Raw genomic sequence first — 17,667 nt, 5'->3', positions numbered from 1 at the left:
CGGCAGCTTCACGGGAACGGTCTGGATCACGACCGGGACGGCGATCAGGAAGATGATCAGGAGCACCAGCATGACGTCCACGAGGGGCGTCGTGTTGATGTCGGACATCGGGACGTCTTCGTCGCCCGAGCCCTGTCCAACGCTCATTGCCATAGACTGTGTACTTTCCCTTCTCGGCCTCGAGGGAGGCCGGCGGGCCGGACCAGCCGGCCCGCTGTCCCTTTACTCAGCGCTCGTCGGGGTCGCCTGTGCGCCCGTCGCGGTGCGGCCAGTGCGGAGCGGCTCGCTTCCGGGCTGCGTCGGAGCGCTCGCCGACTTGGTCTGGGCCGTGCCCTTGACCGCCGGGCCGGTCGTCCCGCCCATGCGCGGCTTCACCGAGCCGTCCGACATCATGTAGCCGTGCAGGTCGTTCGTGAACGCTGCGAGGTCCTCCATGATCGTCTTGTTGCGACGGATCAGCCAGTTGTAGGCGAGCACCGCCGGAACTGCGACGACGAGGCCGAGCGCGGTCATGATCAGCGCTTCACCGACCGGGCCGGCGACCGTCGTGATCGATGCGTCGCCCGACGAACCGATCTTGATGAGGGCGCGATAGATGCCGACGACGGTTCCGAACAGACCGATGAACGGAGCAGTCGAGCCGACAGTCGCGAGGAAGGCCAAGCCTTCGCCGAGACGCGAGCCGATCGCGCCCTGGCTGCGCGCCAGGCTGTTCGCCATCCAGTCGTGCTGGTCGACCGGGTCGGTCAGCTTGCCGTGCTGCTCCTGAGCGAGAAGCGCGTCGTCGACGATCGAACGATAGGCGCTACGCGATTCAAGCTTGCCAGAAGCGTCGCGAAGATTCGGCGAGTTCCAGAAGCTCGCCCGGACCTTGCGCCCCTGGGCGATGATCTTCTGCTGCTGCATCAACTTGGTGAAGAGGATGTAGAAGGAGAAGACGGACATGCAGGCGAGGATGATGAACACGCTCCAGCTGATGACACCGCCCTGGTGAAGGGCGTTCATGATGCCGAAGTCGTTATTGTTGGTGGTGGCTGGAGCTGCTTGCATCTGTATTTCCTTTTGAAAACCGGTCTTGCATCTGCCTGATCACTGTTCGGAGATGACCCACCTGATCGAACGGGTATAGGTACTCGAAATCGGGTTTCCGCTGGCATCCTGCGCAGGACTGAAGCGCGCCCGGGCTGTCACGATCCGGCAAGTTGCGGTCTGAAGCGTGGATGTCGCGCCGGACGGACTGCAGCCGGTGACGCGACCGTTCGGCCCAATCGTCAGGTTGACCGTGACCGTCCCCTGCTCGTTGTTGTCCAACGCGCTCGGCGGATAGTCCGACTCACCATTGATCAGTCCCTGCAAGTCGCCGCTGAGGCTCCTCGCCTGGGTCTGCCTCGGAGGAGGCGGAGCCGGCGGCGCGGGCGGCGCCTGGCTGATCACCGGCATCGGCGGCGCAGGCGGCGGCGGGTTCGGCGACTGCACGACCGCGATGGTCGGCGGCGGCGGTGTGTTCACCTGGACCAGCGGCGGCGGCACCATCGGCGGCGGCGGCACCTTGGGCATGTCCTTCGGCGGTGGCGGCGGCTGCTCGGGTGGCGGCGGCTGCTCTTCGACGTTGAAGGTCTTCAGGTCGGAAGCGGTCTTTTTCAGGACGTTGTAGGCGAGCCCGGTGATGATCGCGTAGCCAATGATGAACTGTATGACCACGACGAAGATGATCGCCACTGTCCGATTGCCGCTGATGTCTTTGCGTTGGGCGTAGGACATTGAGCCACAATTCTCCTCGATCTGCCGTGGGGACCACGGCCGGACCGGGCGACGAACGAGCCCGATCCACTTGACTGGACGTCCGATGTGCTAAGATATCATCGGCACGAAAGCGGGCATCCTCTATCCAAGCGTCAAAGACGGCGCAACGGATTTTGTTCCACTTGCGCAAAGCTGAATCCGCACATTCGGCAGTGCGAACTCTCAGTCCTCGGGCCACGCTCCGGCGAATGAGGCAACCTCGACCCCGACCCCCGCGGCGTCCGGATAGACGTCCGCCTTCGACAGCCGGACCCGCAGCGCGCGAACCCCGCGAGCGGCCGCAATCCTTTGGAAAATCGCGTGAGCGAGCGTTTCCTGCAGGTTGTAGCGCCGGCTCGCCGCAAGCTCGTGGACTTGCGAGCGGACGTGATCGTAATCCCACGCTTGGGCGGGATCGTCGCACTCGGGAAGCGCCGCGTCCTCAAGCCAGACTTCGACTGTCACCAGCAGCCGCTGGCGCGATCCGATCTCGAAATCGTGAAAGCCGATCTCGGCCATGACCTCGAGGGATTCGAGGAGGATTCGCGCCGAGCGAATCTTCAGCCGCTCGGGCACCAGTCCCGCAAGAATGGACTCGCTGCTCATCACCGCTCCAGGAACTGAACGTCACGGCCGAGGCCAAGGAAGCGCTGGCCGGAATCGAGCACGAGGACCTGCCCGGTCACGCAGCGCGCGGCAATGAGATAGCGTAGCGCATCGACGATGTCGTCCGGCTCGATGCCGCGGCCGAGCGGGTTCGCACTGTGCATCGCCTCGAAATTCTCCTCGCTCTGGCCCGGAGACCGCAGCACCAGCGCCGGAGCGATCCCGTTGACCCGGATTCCTCGCGGCGCAAGTGCGCGAGCGGCAAGCTCGGTCAGGCCGCCCAGCGCCTGCTTGGACAGCGTGTAGCTCAGGAAATCCGGGTTGGGGCTGGCGAGCTTTGCGTCGAGCATGTTGACGACCAGCGCGTCGCCATCTGGGGTTTCCCCGACAAAGCGCTCGATCAGCAGCGCCGGAGCCCGCACGTTCACCGCCATGTGCGCATCGAGCTCCGCCGGCTCGAATCCGCCGAAGCCGTCGAAGGCGAAGCGGGCCGCGTTGTTTACCAGAAGCCTGATGGGCGGCAGGCCGGCCGCCGCGGTGAAAATGCGATTGGCACAGTCCGCCTCAGCAAGGTCGGCAACCGCCTTCACGGCGCCGCCCGGCACTGTATCCGCTTCCCGGTGAACATGCGCGACGACTGCCCAGCCGTCCGCAAGCAACGCCGACGCGATCGCCGCGCCGATGCGCTTGCCGGCGCCGGTTACAATCGCGGTTCGGCTGGCCAGGTCGGTCATTTCGGCCACTCCTGCCTTGAGCGCGGGCGCTAAGCAATCCAATGGCGGTCGCATGCCGGAAAGCAACCCGCCGATCGCGCTTCGCGGCCTCGCTATCGCCGAGCTCGAGGCGCTTGCTCGCGAACGGCGCCTGCCCCCCGTCGAGCGATGGGACCCGCCGTTCTGCGGTCATTCCGGAATGCGGATCGCGCGGGACGGCACGTGGTATCACGACGGGGCGCCGATCCGCCGGCCGGCGATGGTTCGGCTGTTCTCGACCGTGCTGAGGCGCGAAGCCGATGGACGGCACATGCTCGTAACCCCCATCGAGAAGCTCGAGATCGACGTCGACGCGACCGCCTTTCGAGCAATCGAAATGACTCGCGAAGGCGAGGGCGAAAGCCAGCGCATCGCGCTGGGCCTCGACAGCGGGGACCTCTTGGTTCTCGGCAGCGACCACCCGCTGGCGGTCGTCGAAACGCCGGCCGGCCCTTCACCGCGGGTCGCCGTCCGCCACAGTCTGGAAGCGGAACTCGCCCGGTCCGTCTATTACGAGCTTGCCGAGCTTGCACTGGCCGATGGCCGCGAGCCTCCGGGCATCTGGAGCGAGGGCATGTTCTTCCCCCTGGACTCCGCCGCGTGAAACTTGCCGACCGGTTGCGATCGGCTCTGGCTTCGGCGCCAGGGCTGCCGGCCCTGGCCGGCGACTTGCCGGAGCTCCGGGGAGGCGCGACGATTGCAGCCGCCGTCCTGGTCGCGATCACCGAGCGCCCCGAGCCCGGTGTCCTGCTGACGGTGCGTCATGAGGGATTGCGGACCCATGCCGGCCAGATCGCCTTTGCCGGCGGCCGCATCGACCCCGGCGAGGACGCCGCGACCGCGGCATTGCGGGAAGCTCGCGAGGAGCTCGGGATCGTTCCGGCGAGCGTCGACGTGGCCGGTACCATCGAGGACTATCGGACCGTCACCGGTTACTCGATCACTCCAGTCGTCGCGGTCGTCCCGCCCGACCAGCCGCTCACGCTGCACGAGCCGGAAGTCTCGGATTGCTTCGAGCCTCCGCTCTCCTTCGTCTTGGATCCCGTCAACCATCTTCGGCGAAGCGCCCTTTTGCACGGGCGCGAGCGCCACTATTACGAGATCCCATGGCAGGGGCGGAGGATCTGGGGAGCGACCGCCGCGATCATCGTCAACCTGTCGCGACGGCTGCAGTGGAGCTGAGGCTCGACGCGGCGAAGTGGCGCCGGCTGCGCGGAGCGGCGCGCGTTCTGGATGCGCTCGGCGCCGGCGAGGGCCTGACCCGCTATGTCGGCGGCGCGGTTCGCGACGAGCTCCTTGGCATCAGCGTCAGCGACGTCGACCTCGCGACCCGCATCCGGCCGGACGAGGTGATCCGGCGCCTCGAGGCCGCACGGATCAAGGCGGTCCCGACGGGCATCGAGCATGGCACCATCACGGCCGTCAGTGACGGCCACCCGTTCGAGGTGACCACCCTGCGCCAGGATGTCTCGACCGACGGCCGCCGCGCGACGGTGGCCTTCACCGACGACTGGGAGGCCGACGCCGCGCGTCGCGACTTCACGATCAACGCTCTCTTCGCCGACCCGGTGAGCGGCGAGATCGTCGATTATTTTGCCGGGCTCGGCGATCTTCGCCACCGTCGCGTGCGCTTCATCGGCGAGCCGTTGCAGCGCATCGCCGAGGACCATCTGCGCATCCTGCGCTTCTTCCGGTTTCACGCGCGCTTCGGCGCGGGAGCACCCGATGCTGCCGGGCTCGATGCCTGCACCGCGCGGGCCAACGATCTCATGGCCCTTTCGCGCGAACGGATCGCAGATGAGTTGCTCAAGCTGCTTGCCCTGCCCGCGCCGGCGACGACGGTGTCGATCATGCTCGACCGGAGGATTCTGCGGCCGGTCCTGCCGGAGATCGTAGCCGAGAGCCTGTCCCGGCTCGACATGGTGGTCGACAGCGAGCGGACGGCGGGATACGGGCCCGACGCGCTTCGTCGGCTGAGCGCACTCCTGCCCAGGGACGCCGCCGTCGCCGAGCAGGTCGCCGCTCGCCTCAAGCTATCCAAGAAAGCGCGCAAGCGGCTCGCCTGCGCCGCGAACGATGCGCTTGGCCGTTCTGCCGAAGCCCTCGCCTATCGGTACGGTCTCGACTGCGCTGTCGACCGGCTGTTGCTCGCGGGACGGACGGAGGATGCGGCCGGTCTGGGCAAATGGCACAAGCCCGTCCTTCCGATTGGAGGCGGTGCGCTCATCGCCCGTGGGCTTACGGAGGGTCCAATCGTCGCTCGAACACTGAAGCGCATTGAGAATCGCTGGATCGAGACCGGCTTTCCGTCCGGCGAGGTGTTCGACGCCCTTGTGGATGAGGCGTTACGGTCCGCCTAGTCGACGCCTTAGTCTGTTAGCGAGCGTGCTGAGTTCTCGTCTCATAGTCCGAGAAGCCGCGAATGAGCGGGATGATCTGCCACAGCGCCGACAGGCCGACGAGCACATATACGATGCGCGACAAGGTCGACATCTGGCCGAACAGGGCCGCAACCAGGTCGAAGTTGAGAAGTCCGACAAGGCCCCAGTTCAAACCGCCCACAATCAGCAGCAGCAGGGTGACGAAGTTGATGGCGCGCATGTTTGTTGCTCCTGCGGGCCAGTCGGCCCTGCAAGAGGCACCGACGGCATCTTGCGCTGGAGCTAAGGAAGCCGCCGGTGACGAACCATACGGACTTTCTCCTGTAGGCTACAGGCCAGCCTCGACCGCTATTCGGATTGCCTCCGCACTCGTCCCAACGCCCAGCCGCTCAAGCAGCAGCGCGCGGTGCATCTTCACGGTCTTCTCGGCGATGGCGAGATTGAACGCGATTTGCTTGTTGAGCAGGCCGGTGGCCATGCCTTCGAGCACCTCGCGCTGGCGCGGCGGCAGCATCGACACGAGAGACCGCGCCCTCGCCTGCCGAACGTGCAGGGCCGTTTCATCGCCCCGCCCTAGATCCACCTGTGACCCCATGAAGAAGGCGAGCCCACCCTCGTCGTCGAACATCGGCGCGATCATCACGCCGTTGCGGAAGGCCGAGCCGTCGCGGCGGAAATTCAGGATGTCGACGAGAATCGACCGCTGCTCGGCGACTGCGCGGCCGATCTGGTCGCTGATCCACGGCTCCGGTCGGTCCCCGGCGAGGAAGCGGCAGTTGCGGCCGATCACCTCGGCTTCCGGATAGCCCGTCAGCGCGCAGAAGGCGGCATTCGCCACCTCGATTGGATTGTCGATGCGACGCGGGTTCGTGATCACCATCGCAATGGGGCTGGCATGGACGGATTCAATGGCCTGGGTGACCGCTGACGGCATCAATGGGGCTCGGACGGCTCGATGTCGTGGAAATGACGATAGTCGATAGTGCGCGCGCCGTCGCTCGCAAGTCCGAGGATGTCAACGAAGCGAGTCTGCCAGCGGATGTCGCCAGGCGTATAGGCCCAGCGCCCGTGCATGGTCTGGCCGGTGCGGTCGTCGACACCTGCCAGAACGACGATGAGTTCCGAATTCGGCGGCGCCTCGCCACCGGGCACCCAATCGGCGATCGGGCTGTCGGCGTCGATCGGGTGCATGATCACCCACGTTAGCGAGAACACGGGATTCTGGTCCCTGACCAGCTTCAAGTCCTTGAAGCGGCGCATCGTGCTCCCGCCGACCGTCTCGTCGCGGAGTACGGACACGGTCGCCCGGGCTTCGAACACCAGGTTGTGACGAAGATTTGCGGCGCGGAACATCAGGGTCGGCACTCCGTCAACATCGGCGACGACCGCGACCCTCGAGAACAGGATCCTTGCGGTCGGTCGCGAGAAGCGGGCGAAGGCAATTCCCGTGACGATGGCGAAGAACATGACGCCGAGCGTGATTTCGGCGACGACGAGCACGTTGGCATACACCGAGCGCGGGTACATATTGCCGTAGCCAATCGTCGCGATCGTATCGATGCTGAAGAAGAAAGCGCGCCAGAAGACTGGCGCATTGACCGGCTTCTCGCCCCAGTTGATCCCCGTCGGGTCGAACGAATAGGCCCAGGCGAACAGCAGGTTGAGCGACAGAAACAGCGCGAAGAAGGTCGCCGTGACGTGCGGCCAGCTCATCCTCAGCATGCCGTGGTAGATATCGAGGATGGTCCAGCGCGACCGGCCGATAGCCCGGACGTTGAGCGCGCGGTCGGTGCGCATTGCCCGGCCGAGCGGGGGGTGAGCGGTCTGGCTTCGGCGGCGGCGGAGCATCGGCGAGCTTGTAGCGTGCGCCGGAGCGCGCGTGAACTCGCCGTTTTAGAGCGACATGCCGGTCGAGGTTGCGAGGCCCTGCGCAAAGAGCGGCGCGCCGATCGCGATCGCCTCGGCCGCGGGAACGTCATCCGGCTCGCATCCGATTTCGGCATAACGCGCGAACAGCTGCTCGAAATGCTGGTCCATCGTCCGCGCCGAGCTGTTCTGGACCGCTCGCGCGCGCTGAAGCTCACGCCCCTTCGCGGCGAAGCCCGTGATTGCGTCGGCGAGCGAGCGTTCGCTACCGGACTTGTAGATCGCTCCTCCACCGGGGACGAGCTGGTCGACCGCGGCGCCCCGGTCAGGAACGATCAGAGGAACGCCGCTCGCTCGCGCCTCAGCCGCGACCATGCAGAATGTCTCGGCCTCGCAGCCATGGACCAGCGCATCGGCGCTCGCTAGCAACGTCGCAAGCTCCGAGCGGTCGCGGATGGGAGGCAACACCATCGCATGCGGGGACTGGTCCGCGAGAATTTCCAGGCGTCGGCGGCGCGGCCCGTCTCCGACAAGGACGAGGCCGACCGCGCCCGTTCGACCCGATCTCGCGGCCGCGCGCAGAACCATCTCCCAGCGCTTTTCCGCCGCGAACCGGCCGATCCCCATTAACAGCAGTGCCGACGGATCGAGACCCAGGCTGGCAAGCAGGTCGCGCCGTAATTCGGGCGATCGGCGGATTGGCGAAAAAACGCCGCGTTCCACGCCCATGGCAATGGTTTCGACCTTGCCAAGGCCCTGGTTGCGGAGGCGCCCGCTCAGCTGGTCGTTCGCGCAGACGACCATGTCGAACATGCGGTCGAGGCCGCGGAGGTGGTTCCAGAACCAGCCGAACCAACGGTCGATAGTCGGGATCGGCGCAATTCCGCCAAGCAGCCGATAGGCATAGGCCGACAGCGGATCGGCATGCATGACCAGCGACCGGCTCGCGGCCCCGTCCCAACGTCCGACCATGGTCGCGCTGGACCATGGCGATGACGCTTCGACATGATCCGGGCGCCATTCGTCCAGCGCCCGGTGAAGAGCCTTGTCATCGTCGAAGTAGCGATAGCGGCGGTCGACTGGCAGGGCCGGCGCCGGGATGGTCGCGAGATAGCCGCCAGGAGCTCGCTGCACGACACTATGGTCCGGGCCCGGGGCAAGCACGATCATCTCATGCCCGAACCGCGCCGCGGCCCGCAGCTTCGCTTCAATATAAGTGCGCACTCCCCCGCCCTGCGGAGAATAAAAGGCGCAGACGTCAACGATCCGCATCGGGACGGGAAGCCGGGAACGGCCTGGCACATCAAGTGAAATTTTGGTCATTCGTGGTGCCCGCCCTAGCGCTTGCGGCCATTGCCGGCCAAATCGTCGCAGCATGACTGTACGTCCCGCCCTGCTCGTGTCCATCCACGACGTGTCGCCTCGTTTCGAGGGTGAGATCGACCGGTTGCTCGATCGTCTGCACCCGCATGTCGGCGACCGGCTGGCAATGCTGGTCGTCCCCAATCACTGGGGAAACGCCCCGATCATCGCAGGCTCACCCTTCGCAACCCGCCTGCGCCAATGGGCCGAGCGCGGCATCGAGATGTTCCTGCACGGCTACTATCACCGGGACGAGGCCGCGCATGCGGACCTCGCCAACCGGATGCGGGCAAAGCTTATGACCGCGGGCGAAGGCGAGTTCCTGGGCCTTACGCGAAGCCAGGCGATCGACCGCATCGGGGCTGGCCGAAAGCTCGTTACCGAGGTCATCGGCCGCGACATTGACGGGTTCGTTGCTCCGGCGTGGCTCTACGGCCGAGGTGCTCTCGATGCGCTGGAAGCCTGTGCGATCCCGCTAGCCGAGGATCACTGGCGCGTCTGGTCGCCGACCGAGCGGCGCGAGCTCGCGCGCAGCCCCGTCATCACCTGGGCGAGCCGGACCCGGGCGCGTCTTTCCTCTTCACTGGTCGCGGCGGCGGCGCTCCGCCACTTGCGGACGCCGGTCCTGCGCGTCGGCGTTCATCCGCCCGATTGCCGGCATGGCGCGCTCGTGAAGAGCATCGATGCCACGCTCGCGACTGCTGCCCGGCGCCGGCGGGTCGCGTCTTATGGCGAATTACTCACGGCCTGAAGCGGCGGTCAGCGGCGGCGCGACTTCCAGTAATCGAGCGCTGCGTCGGCCTCGAGCGGTTTCGCGAAATAATAGCCTTGACCGGACGCACAACCGAGCGTCGCCAAGGTCGTCGCAAGCTCGACGGTTTCGATGCCTTCTGCCGTGGTCGACATGCCGAGCGCTTCGGCAAGGCTCAGCACCGCGCGAACAATCGCGACCGCGTCGGGGTCGACCATCATCCCGGAGACGAAGCTCTTGTCGATCTTGAGAACGTCAATGGGCAGGCGCTGCAAATAGGCGAGGCTCGAGTAGCCGGTGCCGAAATCGTCCATCGCGACGGTCGCGTCGAGCGCCTTCAGCGCGTGGAACACCCGCGTTGCTCGCGCCGGATCCTGGACGATCGAGCTTTCGGTCAGCTCCAGGGTCAGGCGATCACCGGTCAGGCCGCTCGCCTTGAGAGAACTCGACACCATGTCGGCGATATTGTCCCGCGCGACCTGGATCGCGGACAGGTTGACGCCGACGTAGAGCGGCAGCGTTTCGCCCACCGCCCGATCCCAGTGCGCAAGCGTCTGCGCCGCCTTGTCCATCGCCCAGCGGCCGAGGTGGAGGATCAGCCCCGATTCCTCAGCAACGGGAATGAACTCGGTTGGCGTGATCTCGCCCCGATCCGCGTGGGTCCAGCGGGCAAGCGCCTCGAATCCTGCAACCTGGCCCGACCTCAAGTCGATGAGCGGCTGGTAAAAAAGCTTGAGCTCATCCTTGTCGAGCGCCCGCCGGAGCTCGGTTTCGATCGAGAATCGCCGTCGCGCCTCGGTCGACTGTTTTGGCTCATAGACCTGCGGACGGCCCTCCAGCTTGGCCTGCTTCACCGCCAGCTGGGCGTTGCGGAAGAGCTCCTCTGCATCATGCCCGGCGTTCATCAGCGCGACGCCGATCGCGCACTCGACGCGGATCTCGAGGTCGGAAATCTTGAACGGTGTCGACACGATTTGCTGGATGCGCTCGGCCGCCTTGACCGCGTCCGCGACGCCGCGGCGAAGCGATACCAGCACCCCGAATTCATTGCCCCCGGTCCGCGCCAGCACATCGCCCGCCCGGAGCGCCAGGATCAGGCGTCGGGCAAAAGTGATCAGCAACTCGTCGCCGGCAAGGCTCCCCATCGACTCGTTGATCCGGCTAAAGCGCAGCATGTCGACCACGAGCACCGCGTGCCGGGAGTCACGCACCACGTCCTTTCCAGCCTGCTCGATAGCCTCGGTGAAGGCCAGCCGGTTAGGCAGCCCGGTCAGGCTGTCGCGAAGCATTTCGGCGCGGAGGGTGCGCTCGGCCTGGACTTCGACCGTGCGGTCGACAACCGACAACAGGCAACGCGGCGCAGCGGCCTCGTCCTCGCGCGGCAGCGGCGCGAGCTTCACGCGAAGATAGCGGGCCGATAGCCCCTCCCCGTCGCGGAAGTCGAGCTCTCCGACCGTATCGGTTCCGTCGAAGAAATTCTGGATAAGCTCGGCGATCGGGCCGCCGCGCAGGCATTCGGCTTCGTTCCAGTCCGGCGCCGTGCAGGTCGACAGTCGGACGGTATCGAAAAAGCGCTTGTTATGCGCGGCGACGCTGAGCCGCCCGGTCAAGGCGCGCTCGATGACGGCTGCGGCGATCGGCAAGGCATCCAGCAAGCCGGTATCGCCCGCAATCGCGAGATGCGGTTTCGCGCTGGGACGATCCGTTCGCCGGTGCCTGGGAGCACCGGGCCGCCGGTTGGCTGCAGCCTGCATGAGCCGGCTATGACGCGCAGGAGTTAATTTTTCCCTCTGCAAGCCGGGGTAATGGCTTAGCCGAAACGGTTATTCCTCGGGAAACCGATGGGCGGCATCCGTCCTGCGGCGCCCCGCGCGGCGCGCCACGGAGTCAGGTCCGTTTCGGTCCGGATGCGCCCGCTCTCACCGCCCAACGGCCAGCTAAGGCCTCCCGCCAGCGCGAAGGCGACGGCATCCGCAAGCCCGCCGTCGCGATAGCGCTGCAGCGTGACGCCTTGGCCGCGGGCGAGCTCGGGAAGCTCGGCCAGCGGGAACACGATCATCTTGCGGTTCTCCCCGACAACCGCAACCGCATCGGCGTCGGCGGGGACCGGCTTGACGATCGCCACTCGCGCCCCAGCACGCAGATTGACCAGCTGCTTGCCCTTGCGGGTCTCGGCGATCATTGCCTCGCCGCTCGCGACAAAGCCCTTGCCGTCCGACGAGGCGATCAGCAGCTTCGTCTCGCCCCGCGCGATCAACAGCTCCACGATGTCCACTTCGGCATCGAGATCGATGAACAGCCGCACCGGCTCCCCAAAGCCGCGCGCGCTCGGCAGCTTGTCACCGGCGAGCGTGTAGACCCGCCCGTTGGACGCGAATAGCGCCAGTCGGTCGGTCGTCTGCGCATGGAAATTGACGAACGGCCCGTCGCCCTCGCGCCATTTGAGATCGCCGACCTGATCCAGCGCCAGGTGGCCCTTCATCGCCCGAATCCAGCCCCGCTGCGACAGGATGACCGTGATCGGCTCGCGCTCGATCATTGACGACCAGTCGATTTCGCGAGTGGCCGCCGCGACCTCGATCCGGGTCCGTCGTTCGTCGCCGAACTCGTCCTTGAGCGCGGCGAGATCCCGTTTCAGGCGGGTGCGCTGCCGGGCCGGGCTGTCGACGAGCTTGACGAGCTCCTCGCGCTCCTTCGCAAGTGCCGTCCGCTCCTTGCCGATCTCCATCTCCTCGAGCCGCCGCAGGGACCGCAGCCGCATGTTGAGGATCGCCTCGGCCTGCCGGTCGGTGAGCGAGAATTCGCTCATCAGCACCGGCTTGGGCTCGTCCTCATAGCGGATGATCGCGATCGCTCGGTCCAGGTTGAGATAGGCGACCAGGAAGCCGTCAAGCAGCTCCAGCCGATCGTCGATCTTGCCGATCCGCACCTGGCTGCGGCGAACCAGCACCTCGAGCTGGAACGCCAACCAGGCGGTCAGCGCCTCCTTGAGGCTCATCACCCCCGGCGTCCGCGTCGCATCGAGCACGTTGAGGTTGAGTGGGAAGCGGATTTCGAGGTCGGTCAGCCGGAACAGGCTTTCGAGCAGAAGCTCCGGTTCGACTGTCCGTGCCCGCGGCTCCAGAATCAGCCGGACCTGCTCATCGCTCTCGTCGCGGACGTCGGCGAGGATCGGCAGCTTCTTGTCGGCGATCAGCTGCGCGATCTGTTCAATCAGCTTCGCCTTCTGGACGCCGTAGGGAATCTCGCTGACCAGCAGATGCCAGCCGCCGCCCTTCTCGCGCTCGACCTCGATCCGCGCTCGCAATCGGAACGACCCACGGCCGCTCACATAAGCGCGGGCGATCACGTCCTCGTCGTCGACCAGCACGCCGCCGGTTGGGAAGTCCGGGCCCTTGACGAACTGCACCAGGGCGCGGTCATCGATCCTTGGATTGTCGATCAGCTGCTCGGCGGCGGCGATCAGCTCGCCAAGGTTGTGAGGCGGGATCGACGTCGCCATCCCGACCGCGATCCCGCTCGCGCCATTGGCCAGCAGGTTCGGGAACAGGCCCGGAAACACCTCCGGCTCCTCTTCCTCGCCATTGTAGGTCGCTCGGAAATCGACCGTGCCCTCGTCGAGGCCGGCCATCAGCTGCATCGCGATCGGCGTCAGCTTGGCCTCGGTGTAGCGGTATGCGGCGGCGTTATCGCCATCGATGTTGCCGAAGTTGCCCTGTCCGTCGACGAGCGGATAGCGAAGCGCGAAATCCTGGGCGAGGCGGACCATGGCATCATAGACCGACTGGTCGCCGTGTGGGTGATACTTGCCGATCACGTCGCCGACGACGCGCGCCGATTTCTTGTAAGCGCCGGCCGGATCGAGCCTGAGCAGCCGCATTGCCCACAGCAGCCGTCTGTGGACCGGCTTCAGCCCGTCACGCACATCGGGCAGAGAACGTGCCGTGATCGTCGACAGGGCATAGACCAGGTACCGCTCCGAAAGTGCGGCATCGAAGGGCGTATCAATCGTCGTCGAAGGAAGGTCGTCAGGCTGCATGGTCAGGGCTTAGCAAGCCGCGGGCTCCCACGTCACGTGGGCAATCGCACCCCGTCGGTCGCGGACGGCCAATTCGCCGCAAGCTTCGCCTCCGCATCGTCGATCTTCGCAGTCAGCCATTCGCGGAACCGCTTCACCTTCGGCACCGAGCGTCGCTCACTGGGATAGACCAGCCAGTACGCCCAGTTGCGCGTCGATACTCGGTCGGGGAACGGCACCACCAGCCGGCCGTCGGCGAGATCGCCCTTCCACAGCAGCGGAGTCAGCAGCGCGAAGCCCTGCCCCGCCATCGCCGCATGGCCTTCGTCCGCCTGGTTCTCCAGGCGCACGCCGGGGCGGCGAACCACCGAATCGTCGACCGGCACGCCATTGTCGCAGAACCATTGCTGCCACCAGTCGTCGGCCGGGCTGATCATCTGAAGCTGAGGGACGTCCGCGGGCACCAGCTTGCGGCCAAGCCTGCGCTCGGCGGCCGCCGCGCAATCGGGGCTGGCCATCGGCGTGAAACTGCTGAGGAACAGGCGATGCTTGTCCATCCCGTCCCACTCGCCGCTGCCGGCACGGATGGCGACGTCGATCTCGCCGGACCTCAGGTCGACAAGCTCGTTGCTGGTCGTCAGCCGAACCGCGAGATCGGGATGCTCCATCTGGAATGAGCCGAGGCGCCAGGCGAGCCATGTATTGGCGAAGGTGTGAGTGGTGGTGACGGTCAGCAGGGAGTCATCGTCCGCCTTATGGCTCGCGAACGCCGCCTCGATCGCATCGAAGGCCCCCGTCAGCGACGGCAGCAGCCGAGCCCCGAGGGGCGTCAGCCGAACCCTGCCCCGCTCCCGGACGAACAGTGCGGCGCCAAGCCGTTCCTCTAGGCTTTTGACCTGATAGGAGACCGCCGCTTGAGTCATCCCGAGCTCGGCCGCAGCCGCAGTGAAATTCTCGGTTCGGGCAGCTGCTTCGAACACCCTGACGGCGGCAAGTGGCGGAAGCCTGCGCATCGCTGGGTTACATAAGCTGTCTTTATCGATTTTGTCGAGCGTTTGATTGGTGAAACGACCTTCCCCGGCCTACATCGGGATCACCGCCGGCGGCCCCTCGCTCCCCTCCACCGCCGGCGGTCACGACAAGAAAGGACCCCTGCCATGACTTTTGGCCTTAGCCCCCGTCTGTTCATCGAAGACGGCCCCGCCATCCAGTCGGCCTTGCTCCAGGCGCAGCGCTCTACGGCGCGATCGTGGCGCATCCTCGACGCCGATCACCGCTACGCCGCCATCGAGAGCGTGCTGCGGCCGGCCAACGACGGGATCGACGAGCTCCCAATCGCCCTGTGACCTAGGTTCTGGCGAGAAAGTCAGAAGAGAAAGGTTGTCACCATGATCGACGAAATCTTCGACCGGACCTATCAGGCCGGTCGCGCACACCTGAATGAGGCGCTTGCGCTCGGCATGCGGAGGTTTGCCCATGAAATCCGCAACGCGTTCATAGTGCTGAACCGCATCGAGTACGACGCCCCTTGGAGTCAGGCCGCCCGCCGGTCCCGCTCCCGGTGAAGCCGCGCAACCCGCTGCCCTTGAATATCGGGGCAGCGGTTTACCCAACTGAATCAGCCGTTTGTCGAAGCCGCGCTTGCACTCCCCAGGTGCCGCTCTAATCGATCAAGGCTCATCGTTCGGGTCTTCGGGGGTATATTTCGTGATCGTTCACTCGCTCTTCGCGCGCGCCGGCAGCGCCGCCATTGCCATTGCCCTCGTCGCTGGGAGCGCAGTAGCAGCAGTTGCGCCGTCCGCCCCGCCGCGGGCGAACGGCTGGAGCATCCCGCTGACCGACGTCACGCCGGACTCGTCGATCAATTACGGCGTCCTTCCGAACGGCATGAAATATGCGATCATGCACAACGCGACGCCCAAGGGGACGGCGGCCGTTCGCATCCAGTTCGCCTTCGGCTCGATCGGCGAGGCGGAGAACGAGCGCGGACTTGCCCATTTCATTGAGCACATGGCGTTCAATGGCACCACTCATGTGGCGGAAGGCGACATGATCAAGATCCTGGAGCGCCAGGGCCTTGCCTTCGGGCCCGACACCAATGCCGTCACCGACTTCGACACGACCACCTACATGCTCGACCTGCCGGTCACGGACGACCAGCATCTCGACACCGCCTTCTTCCTGTTCCGGGAGCTTGCGAGCGAGGTGAAGTTCGACCCGGCGGCCGTCGACCGCGAGCGTGGCGTCATTCTCGGCGAGGAGCGTTCGCGCGACAATTTCCAGCTTCACCAGGTCGTCGACATGCTCGGCTTCGACGCGCCCCTGACGCCCTATCCCAACCGCCTCCCGATCGGACTCGACTCGGTGCTCAAGACCGCGTCGGCCGACACTATCCGCAATCTCTACCACCGCTATTACCGGCCGGAGAATGCCACCCTCGTGTTCGTCGGTGACGCCGATCCGGCCGCGATCCGGGCGAGGATCGAGAAGACCTTTTCCGACTGGAAGGACGCCGGGCCGGCCGGCAGTCCATTGCCGCGCGGCAAGGTCGACCTCGCTCGCCCGGCCGCCTTCCATACGTTCGTCGATCCGGCCGTTGCGACGATGATCAACTATACGGTCGCACGGCCCTGGCGCGATCCGGCCGACACGCTGGCAGAGCGGCGCCACCAGATCATCCTCGCCGTTGCGGCCGCAACCTTCAACCGCAGGCTCGAGCGGCTGATCAACGTGCCCGGCTCGCCCCTGCTCGGCGCCCGTATGGTGACGTCCGAAGAGCGCGACGCGGCGCTGACAAGCTCCATTGCAATCGCTGCCAAGGACGGCGCCTGGAAGGATGCCGTTGCGGCCGCCGACCAGGAGCTTCGCCGGGGCCTTCAATATGGCTTCACCGCGGCCGAGCTGAAGACCGAGGTCACCGAGCTGAGCGGGTCCCTCCACACCGCTGCGCAGGAGGAGGACACCCGGACCAATCAGTCGCTCGCCAACGCCATCCTGGGGACGATCGGGCGCAATCAGTTCATCACCACGCCAAAGTTCACCTCGGCCGAGTTCGACGGGATTGCCAAGAACCTGACCCCGGCCGACATCAACGCCGCGTTCCATGAGCTTTGGACCGGAAGCGCGCCGCTGGTCCACGTCAGCGCCAAGCAGGATGTCTCGTCGAGCGACCTTGCCGCCGCCTTCACGGCCAGCCGCGCGGTCGCGGTTGCCGCCCCGAAAGACAGTGCCGCCCAGGCCTTTGCCTACGCAAGCTTCGGCAAACCCGGGACGGTCGTCGAGGACAAGCGCATCGTCGACCTCGGCGTGCGCACCGTCCGCTTCGCCAACAACGTGCGGCTCAACATCAAGAAGACTGATTTCGAGGTCGGGAAGGTGCGCTTCGAGGTCCGGCTCGGTAATGGCGTGCTCGACCTGCCTAAGAACAAGCCCGGTCTTGGCGCGATGCTGAGCCTGACTTCGGCCGCCGCGGGGCTCGAGAAGCATTCGACCGACGATCTTCGCCAGCTGCTTGCCGGCAAGGCGATCAACTATGGTGCGAGCGTTCAGGACGACGCCTTCGTCGCTGCCGGCGCAACCACGCCCGGCAGCCTTGCTCTTCAGATGAAGGTCAGCGCCGCCTACCTGCTTCATCCGGGGTTCCGGCCCGAGGCAGCGGGGCAATGGGCGAATGCCCTGCCGGTGATCGAGAAGCAGCTCGATGCCCAGCCCGAGGGGGTCGCCAGCACCCGCCTGCCGATCCTGCTTGCAAGCGGTGACGAGCGCTTTGGCATTCCGGAGACGGCTATCCTTTTGAGACGTACCTTCGCAGAGGGCAAGGCCGCGCTTACGCCAGTGATCGCATCCGCGCCGATCGAAATCACCGTCGTCGGCGACATCGACGAAGCCGCTGCGATCGCCGCCGTTGCCTCCAGCTTCGGCGCCCTTCCGCCGCGCAAGCTCAGCGAACCGGTGCCGGCCACCGACCGCAAGGCCGAGTTCCGCTCGGCCCGGACGCCGATCGTGCTGACCCACGAAGGCCCGCAGGACAAGGCGGTGGTCGAGGCGGTGTGGCCGACGACCGACGACTCGAACTATCGCGAGGTGGTCGGCCTAGCGCTCCTCAAGGACGTGCTCGACCTGATGCTCACCGAGAGCGTTCGCGAGCGG

19 protein-coding genes are annotated in these 17,667 nt (G+C 66.0%); 7 read left to right on the top strand and 12 right to left on the bottom strand.

Going from position 1 to position 17,667, the window contains the following annotated elements; all coding sequences use genetic code 11:
• The 5 genes from JOZ79_RS13350 to JOZ79_RS13330 all read right to left on the bottom strand — a co-directional run.
• Positions 1-153 (bottom strand): biopolymer transporter ExbD (locus tag JOZ79_RS13350; RefSeq protein ID WP_294075088.1); only part of this gene is annotated, 153 nt, incomplete at its 3' end.
• 69 nt (positions 154-222) lie between these two features.
• Positions 223-1,050 (bottom strand): MotA/TolQ/ExbB proton channel family protein, encoded by an 828-nt coding sequence (locus tag JOZ79_RS13345; RefSeq protein WP_294075082.1) that lies wholly within the window; start codon positions 1,048-1,050, stop codon positions 223-225.
• A gap of 39 nt (positions 1,051-1,089) precedes the next feature.
• The gene (locus tag JOZ79_RS13340; protein WP_294075080.1) at positions 1,090-1,761 is read right to left on the bottom strand and encodes an energy transducer TonB; all 672 of its coding nucleotides are present in this window, start codon (positions 1,759-1,761) and stop codon (positions 1,090-1,092) included.
• A gap of 204 nt (positions 1,762-1,965) precedes the next feature.
• On the bottom strand, positions 1,966-2,388 hold the full coding sequence (locus JOZ79_RS13335) for a dihydroneopterin aldolase (RefSeq protein WP_294075077.1): 423 nt from the start codon (positions 2,386-2,388) through the stop codon (positions 1,966-1,968).
• Positions 2,388-3,122 carry an SDR family oxidoreductase gene (locus tag JOZ79_RS13330; protein ID WP_294075074.1) on the bottom strand — a complete coding sequence of 245 codons (735 nt, stop codon included), beginning with the start codon at positions 3,120-3,122 and terminating at the stop codon, positions 2,388-2,390. The genes JOZ79_RS13335 and JOZ79_RS13330 overlap by 1 nt, the downstream gene beginning before the upstream one ends.
• A 52-nt stretch (positions 3,123-3,174) precedes the next feature.
• Between JOZ79_RS13330 and JOZ79_RS13325 the strand changes: the two genes are divergently transcribed.
• The 3 genes from JOZ79_RS13325 to JOZ79_RS13315 are packed head-to-tail and all read left to right on the top strand — an operon-like array spanning position 3,175 to position 5,500.
• A complete protein-coding gene (locus JOZ79_RS13325; RefSeq protein ID WP_294075071.1) occupies positions 3,175-3,744 on the top strand; it encodes a DUF1285 domain-containing protein in 570 nt (189 codons plus the stop codon).
• Entirely contained in the window at positions 3,741-4,322 is a 582-nt protein-coding gene (locus JOZ79_RS13320) for a CoA pyrophosphatase (protein WP_294075069.1), read from the top strand. Before JOZ79_RS13325 ends, JOZ79_RS13320 begins: the two co-directional genes overlap by 4 nt.
• Entirely contained in the window at positions 4,313-5,500 is a 1,188-nt protein-coding gene (locus JOZ79_RS13315; RefSeq protein ID WP_294075066.1) for a CCA tRNA nucleotidyltransferase, read from the top strand. The genes JOZ79_RS13320 and JOZ79_RS13315 overlap by 10 nt, the downstream gene beginning before the upstream one ends.
• Positions 5,501-5,516: 16 nt before the next feature.
• On the opposite strand, the gene JOZ79_RS13310 is transcribed toward JOZ79_RS13315, so the two are convergent.
• The 4 genes from JOZ79_RS13310 to JOZ79_RS13295 form a co-directional block, all read right to left on the bottom strand.
• The gene (locus JOZ79_RS13310; protein WP_294075063.1) at positions 5,517-5,741 is read right to left on the bottom strand and encodes a DUF378 domain-containing protein; all 225 of its coding nucleotides are present in this window, start codon (positions 5,739-5,741) and stop codon (positions 5,517-5,519) included.
• Positions 5,742-5,849: 108 nt separating this feature from the next.
• On the bottom strand, positions 5,850-6,455 hold the full coding sequence (locus JOZ79_RS13305) for a LuxR C-terminal-related transcriptional regulator (RefSeq protein WP_294075086.1): 606 nt from the start codon (positions 6,453-6,455) through the stop codon (positions 5,850-5,852).
• Complete coding sequence (locus JOZ79_RS13300) at positions 6,455-7,369, bottom strand: ion channel (protein ID WP_294075060.1); 915 nt, start codon at positions 7,367-7,369, stop codon at positions 6,455-6,457. The genes JOZ79_RS13305 and JOZ79_RS13300 overlap by 1 nt, the downstream gene beginning before the upstream one ends.
• Before the next feature lie 45 nt (positions 7,370-7,414).
• The gene (locus JOZ79_RS13295; RefSeq protein WP_366514823.1) at positions 7,415-8,611 is read right to left on the bottom strand and encodes a glycosyltransferase; all 1,197 of its coding nucleotides are present in this window, start codon (positions 8,609-8,611) and stop codon (positions 7,415-7,417) included.
• A 151-nt stretch (positions 8,612-8,762) separates the two neighbouring features.
• Here JOZ79_RS13295 and JOZ79_RS13290 point away from each other — a divergent pair, with 151 nt between their 5' ends.
• Positions 8,763-9,500: a DUF2334 domain-containing protein gene (locus JOZ79_RS13290; RefSeq protein ID WP_294075057.1), complete on the top strand. Its 738-nt coding sequence runs from the start codon at positions 8,763-8,765 to the stop codon at positions 9,498-9,500.
• A gap of 8 nt (positions 9,501-9,508) precedes the next feature.
• Here JOZ79_RS13290 and JOZ79_RS13285 read toward each other — a convergent pair whose 3' ends face one another.
• From JOZ79_RS13285 to JOZ79_RS13275, 3 genes are all read right to left on the bottom strand, one after another.
• Positions 9,509-11,155 carry an EAL domain-containing protein gene (locus JOZ79_RS13285; protein WP_294075054.1) on the bottom strand — a complete coding sequence of 549 codons (1,647 nt, stop codon included), beginning with the start codon at positions 11,153-11,155 and terminating at the stop codon, positions 9,509-9,511.
• 155 nt (positions 11,156-11,310) lie between these two features.
• The gene (gene parC, locus JOZ79_RS13280) at positions 11,311-13,539 is read right to left on the bottom strand and encodes a DNA topoisomerase IV subunit A (protein ID WP_294075051.1); all 2,229 of its coding nucleotides are present in this window, start codon (positions 13,537-13,539) and stop codon (positions 11,311-11,313) included.
• A 32-nt stretch (positions 13,540-13,571) separates the two neighbouring features.
• Positions 13,572-14,531 (bottom strand): LysR substrate-binding domain-containing protein, encoded by a 960-nt coding sequence (locus JOZ79_RS13275; RefSeq protein ID WP_294075048.1) that lies wholly within the window; start codon positions 14,529-14,531, stop codon positions 13,572-13,574.
• Between the two features lie 144 nt (positions 14,532-14,675).
• On the opposite strand from JOZ79_RS13275, the gene JOZ79_RS13270 reads away from it, so the two are divergent.
• The 3 genes from JOZ79_RS13270 to JOZ79_RS13260 form a co-directional block, all read left to right on the top strand.
• Positions 14,676-14,864 (top strand): hypothetical protein, encoded by a 189-nt coding sequence (locus tag JOZ79_RS13270; protein WP_294075045.1) that lies wholly within the window; start codon positions 14,676-14,678, stop codon positions 14,862-14,864.
• A gap of 42 nt (positions 14,865-14,906) precedes the next feature.
• A complete protein-coding gene (locus JOZ79_RS13265; protein WP_294075042.1) occupies positions 14,907-15,083 on the top strand; it encodes a hypothetical protein in 177 nt (58 codons plus the stop codon).
• A gap of 142 nt (positions 15,084-15,225) precedes the next feature.
• Positions 15,226-17,667: pitrilysin family protein (locus JOZ79_RS13260; RefSeq protein ID WP_294075040.1), on the top strand; the 2,442-nt coding region annotated here is incomplete at its 3' end.

This window comes from Sphingomonas sp. (genome assembly GCF_019242355.1).
Classification (GTDB): domain Bacteria; phylum Pseudomonadota; class Alphaproteobacteria; order Sphingomonadales; family Sphingomonadaceae; genus Sphingomicrobium.
The sequence above is the reverse complement of the archived record's forward strand: the minus strand, read 5'-3'. Positions and strand labels throughout refer to the sequence as shown.

What these genes read in the sequence shown, in the direction of transcription:
- JOZ79_RS13275 (WP_294075048.1), bottom strand. Translation starts at nt 14,531, where the DNA reads ATGCGCAGGCTTCCGCCACTTGCCGCCGTCAGGGTGTTCGAAGCAGCT.
- JOZ79_RS13305 (WP_294075086.1), bottom strand. Translation starts at nt 6,455, where the DNA reads ATGCCGTCAGCGGTCACCCAGGCCATTGAATCCGTCCATGCCAGCCCC.
- JOZ79_RS13340 (WP_294075080.1), bottom strand. Translation starts at nt 1,761, where the DNA reads ATGTCCTACGCCCAACGCAAAGACATCAGCGGCAATCGGACAGTGGCG.
- JOZ79_RS13345 (WP_294075082.1), bottom strand. Translation starts at nt 1,050, where the DNA reads ATGCAAGCAGCTCCAGCCACCACCAACAATAACGACTTCGGCATCATG.
- parC (WP_294075051.1), bottom strand. Translation starts at nt 13,539, where the DNA reads ATGCAGCCTGACGACCTTCCTTCGACGACGATTGATACGCCCTTCGAT.
- JOZ79_RS13310 (WP_294075063.1), bottom strand. Translation starts at nt 5,741, where the DNA reads ATGCGCGCCATCAACTTCGTCACCCTGCTGCTGCTGATTGTGGGCGGT.
- JOZ79_RS13290 (WP_294075057.1), top strand. Translation starts at nt 8,763, where the DNA reads ATGACTGTACGTCCCGCCCTGCTCGTGTCCATCCACGACGTGTCGCCT.
- JOZ79_RS13330 (WP_294075074.1), bottom strand. Translation starts at nt 3,122, where the DNA reads ATGACCGACCTGGCCAGCCGAACCGCGATTGTAACCGGCGCCGGCAAG.
- JOZ79_RS13300 (WP_294075060.1), bottom strand. Translation starts at nt 7,369, where the DNA reads ATGCTCCGCCGCCGCCGAAGCCAGACCGCTCACCCCCCGCTCGGCCGG.
- JOZ79_RS13265 (WP_294075042.1), top strand. Translation starts at nt 14,907, where the DNA reads ATGATCGACGAAATCTTCGACCGGACCTATCAGGCCGGTCGCGCACAC.
- JOZ79_RS13270 (WP_294075045.1), top strand. Translation starts at nt 14,676, where the DNA reads ATGACTTTTGGCCTTAGCCCCCGTCTGTTCATCGAAGACGGCCCCGCC.
- JOZ79_RS13335 (WP_294075077.1), bottom strand. Translation starts at nt 2,388, where the DNA reads ATGAGCAGCGAGTCCATTCTTGCGGGACTGGTGCCCGAGCGGCTGAAG.
- JOZ79_RS13325 (WP_294075071.1), top strand. Translation starts at nt 3,175, where the DNA reads ATGCCGGAAAGCAACCCGCCGATCGCGCTTCGCGGCCTCGCTATCGCC.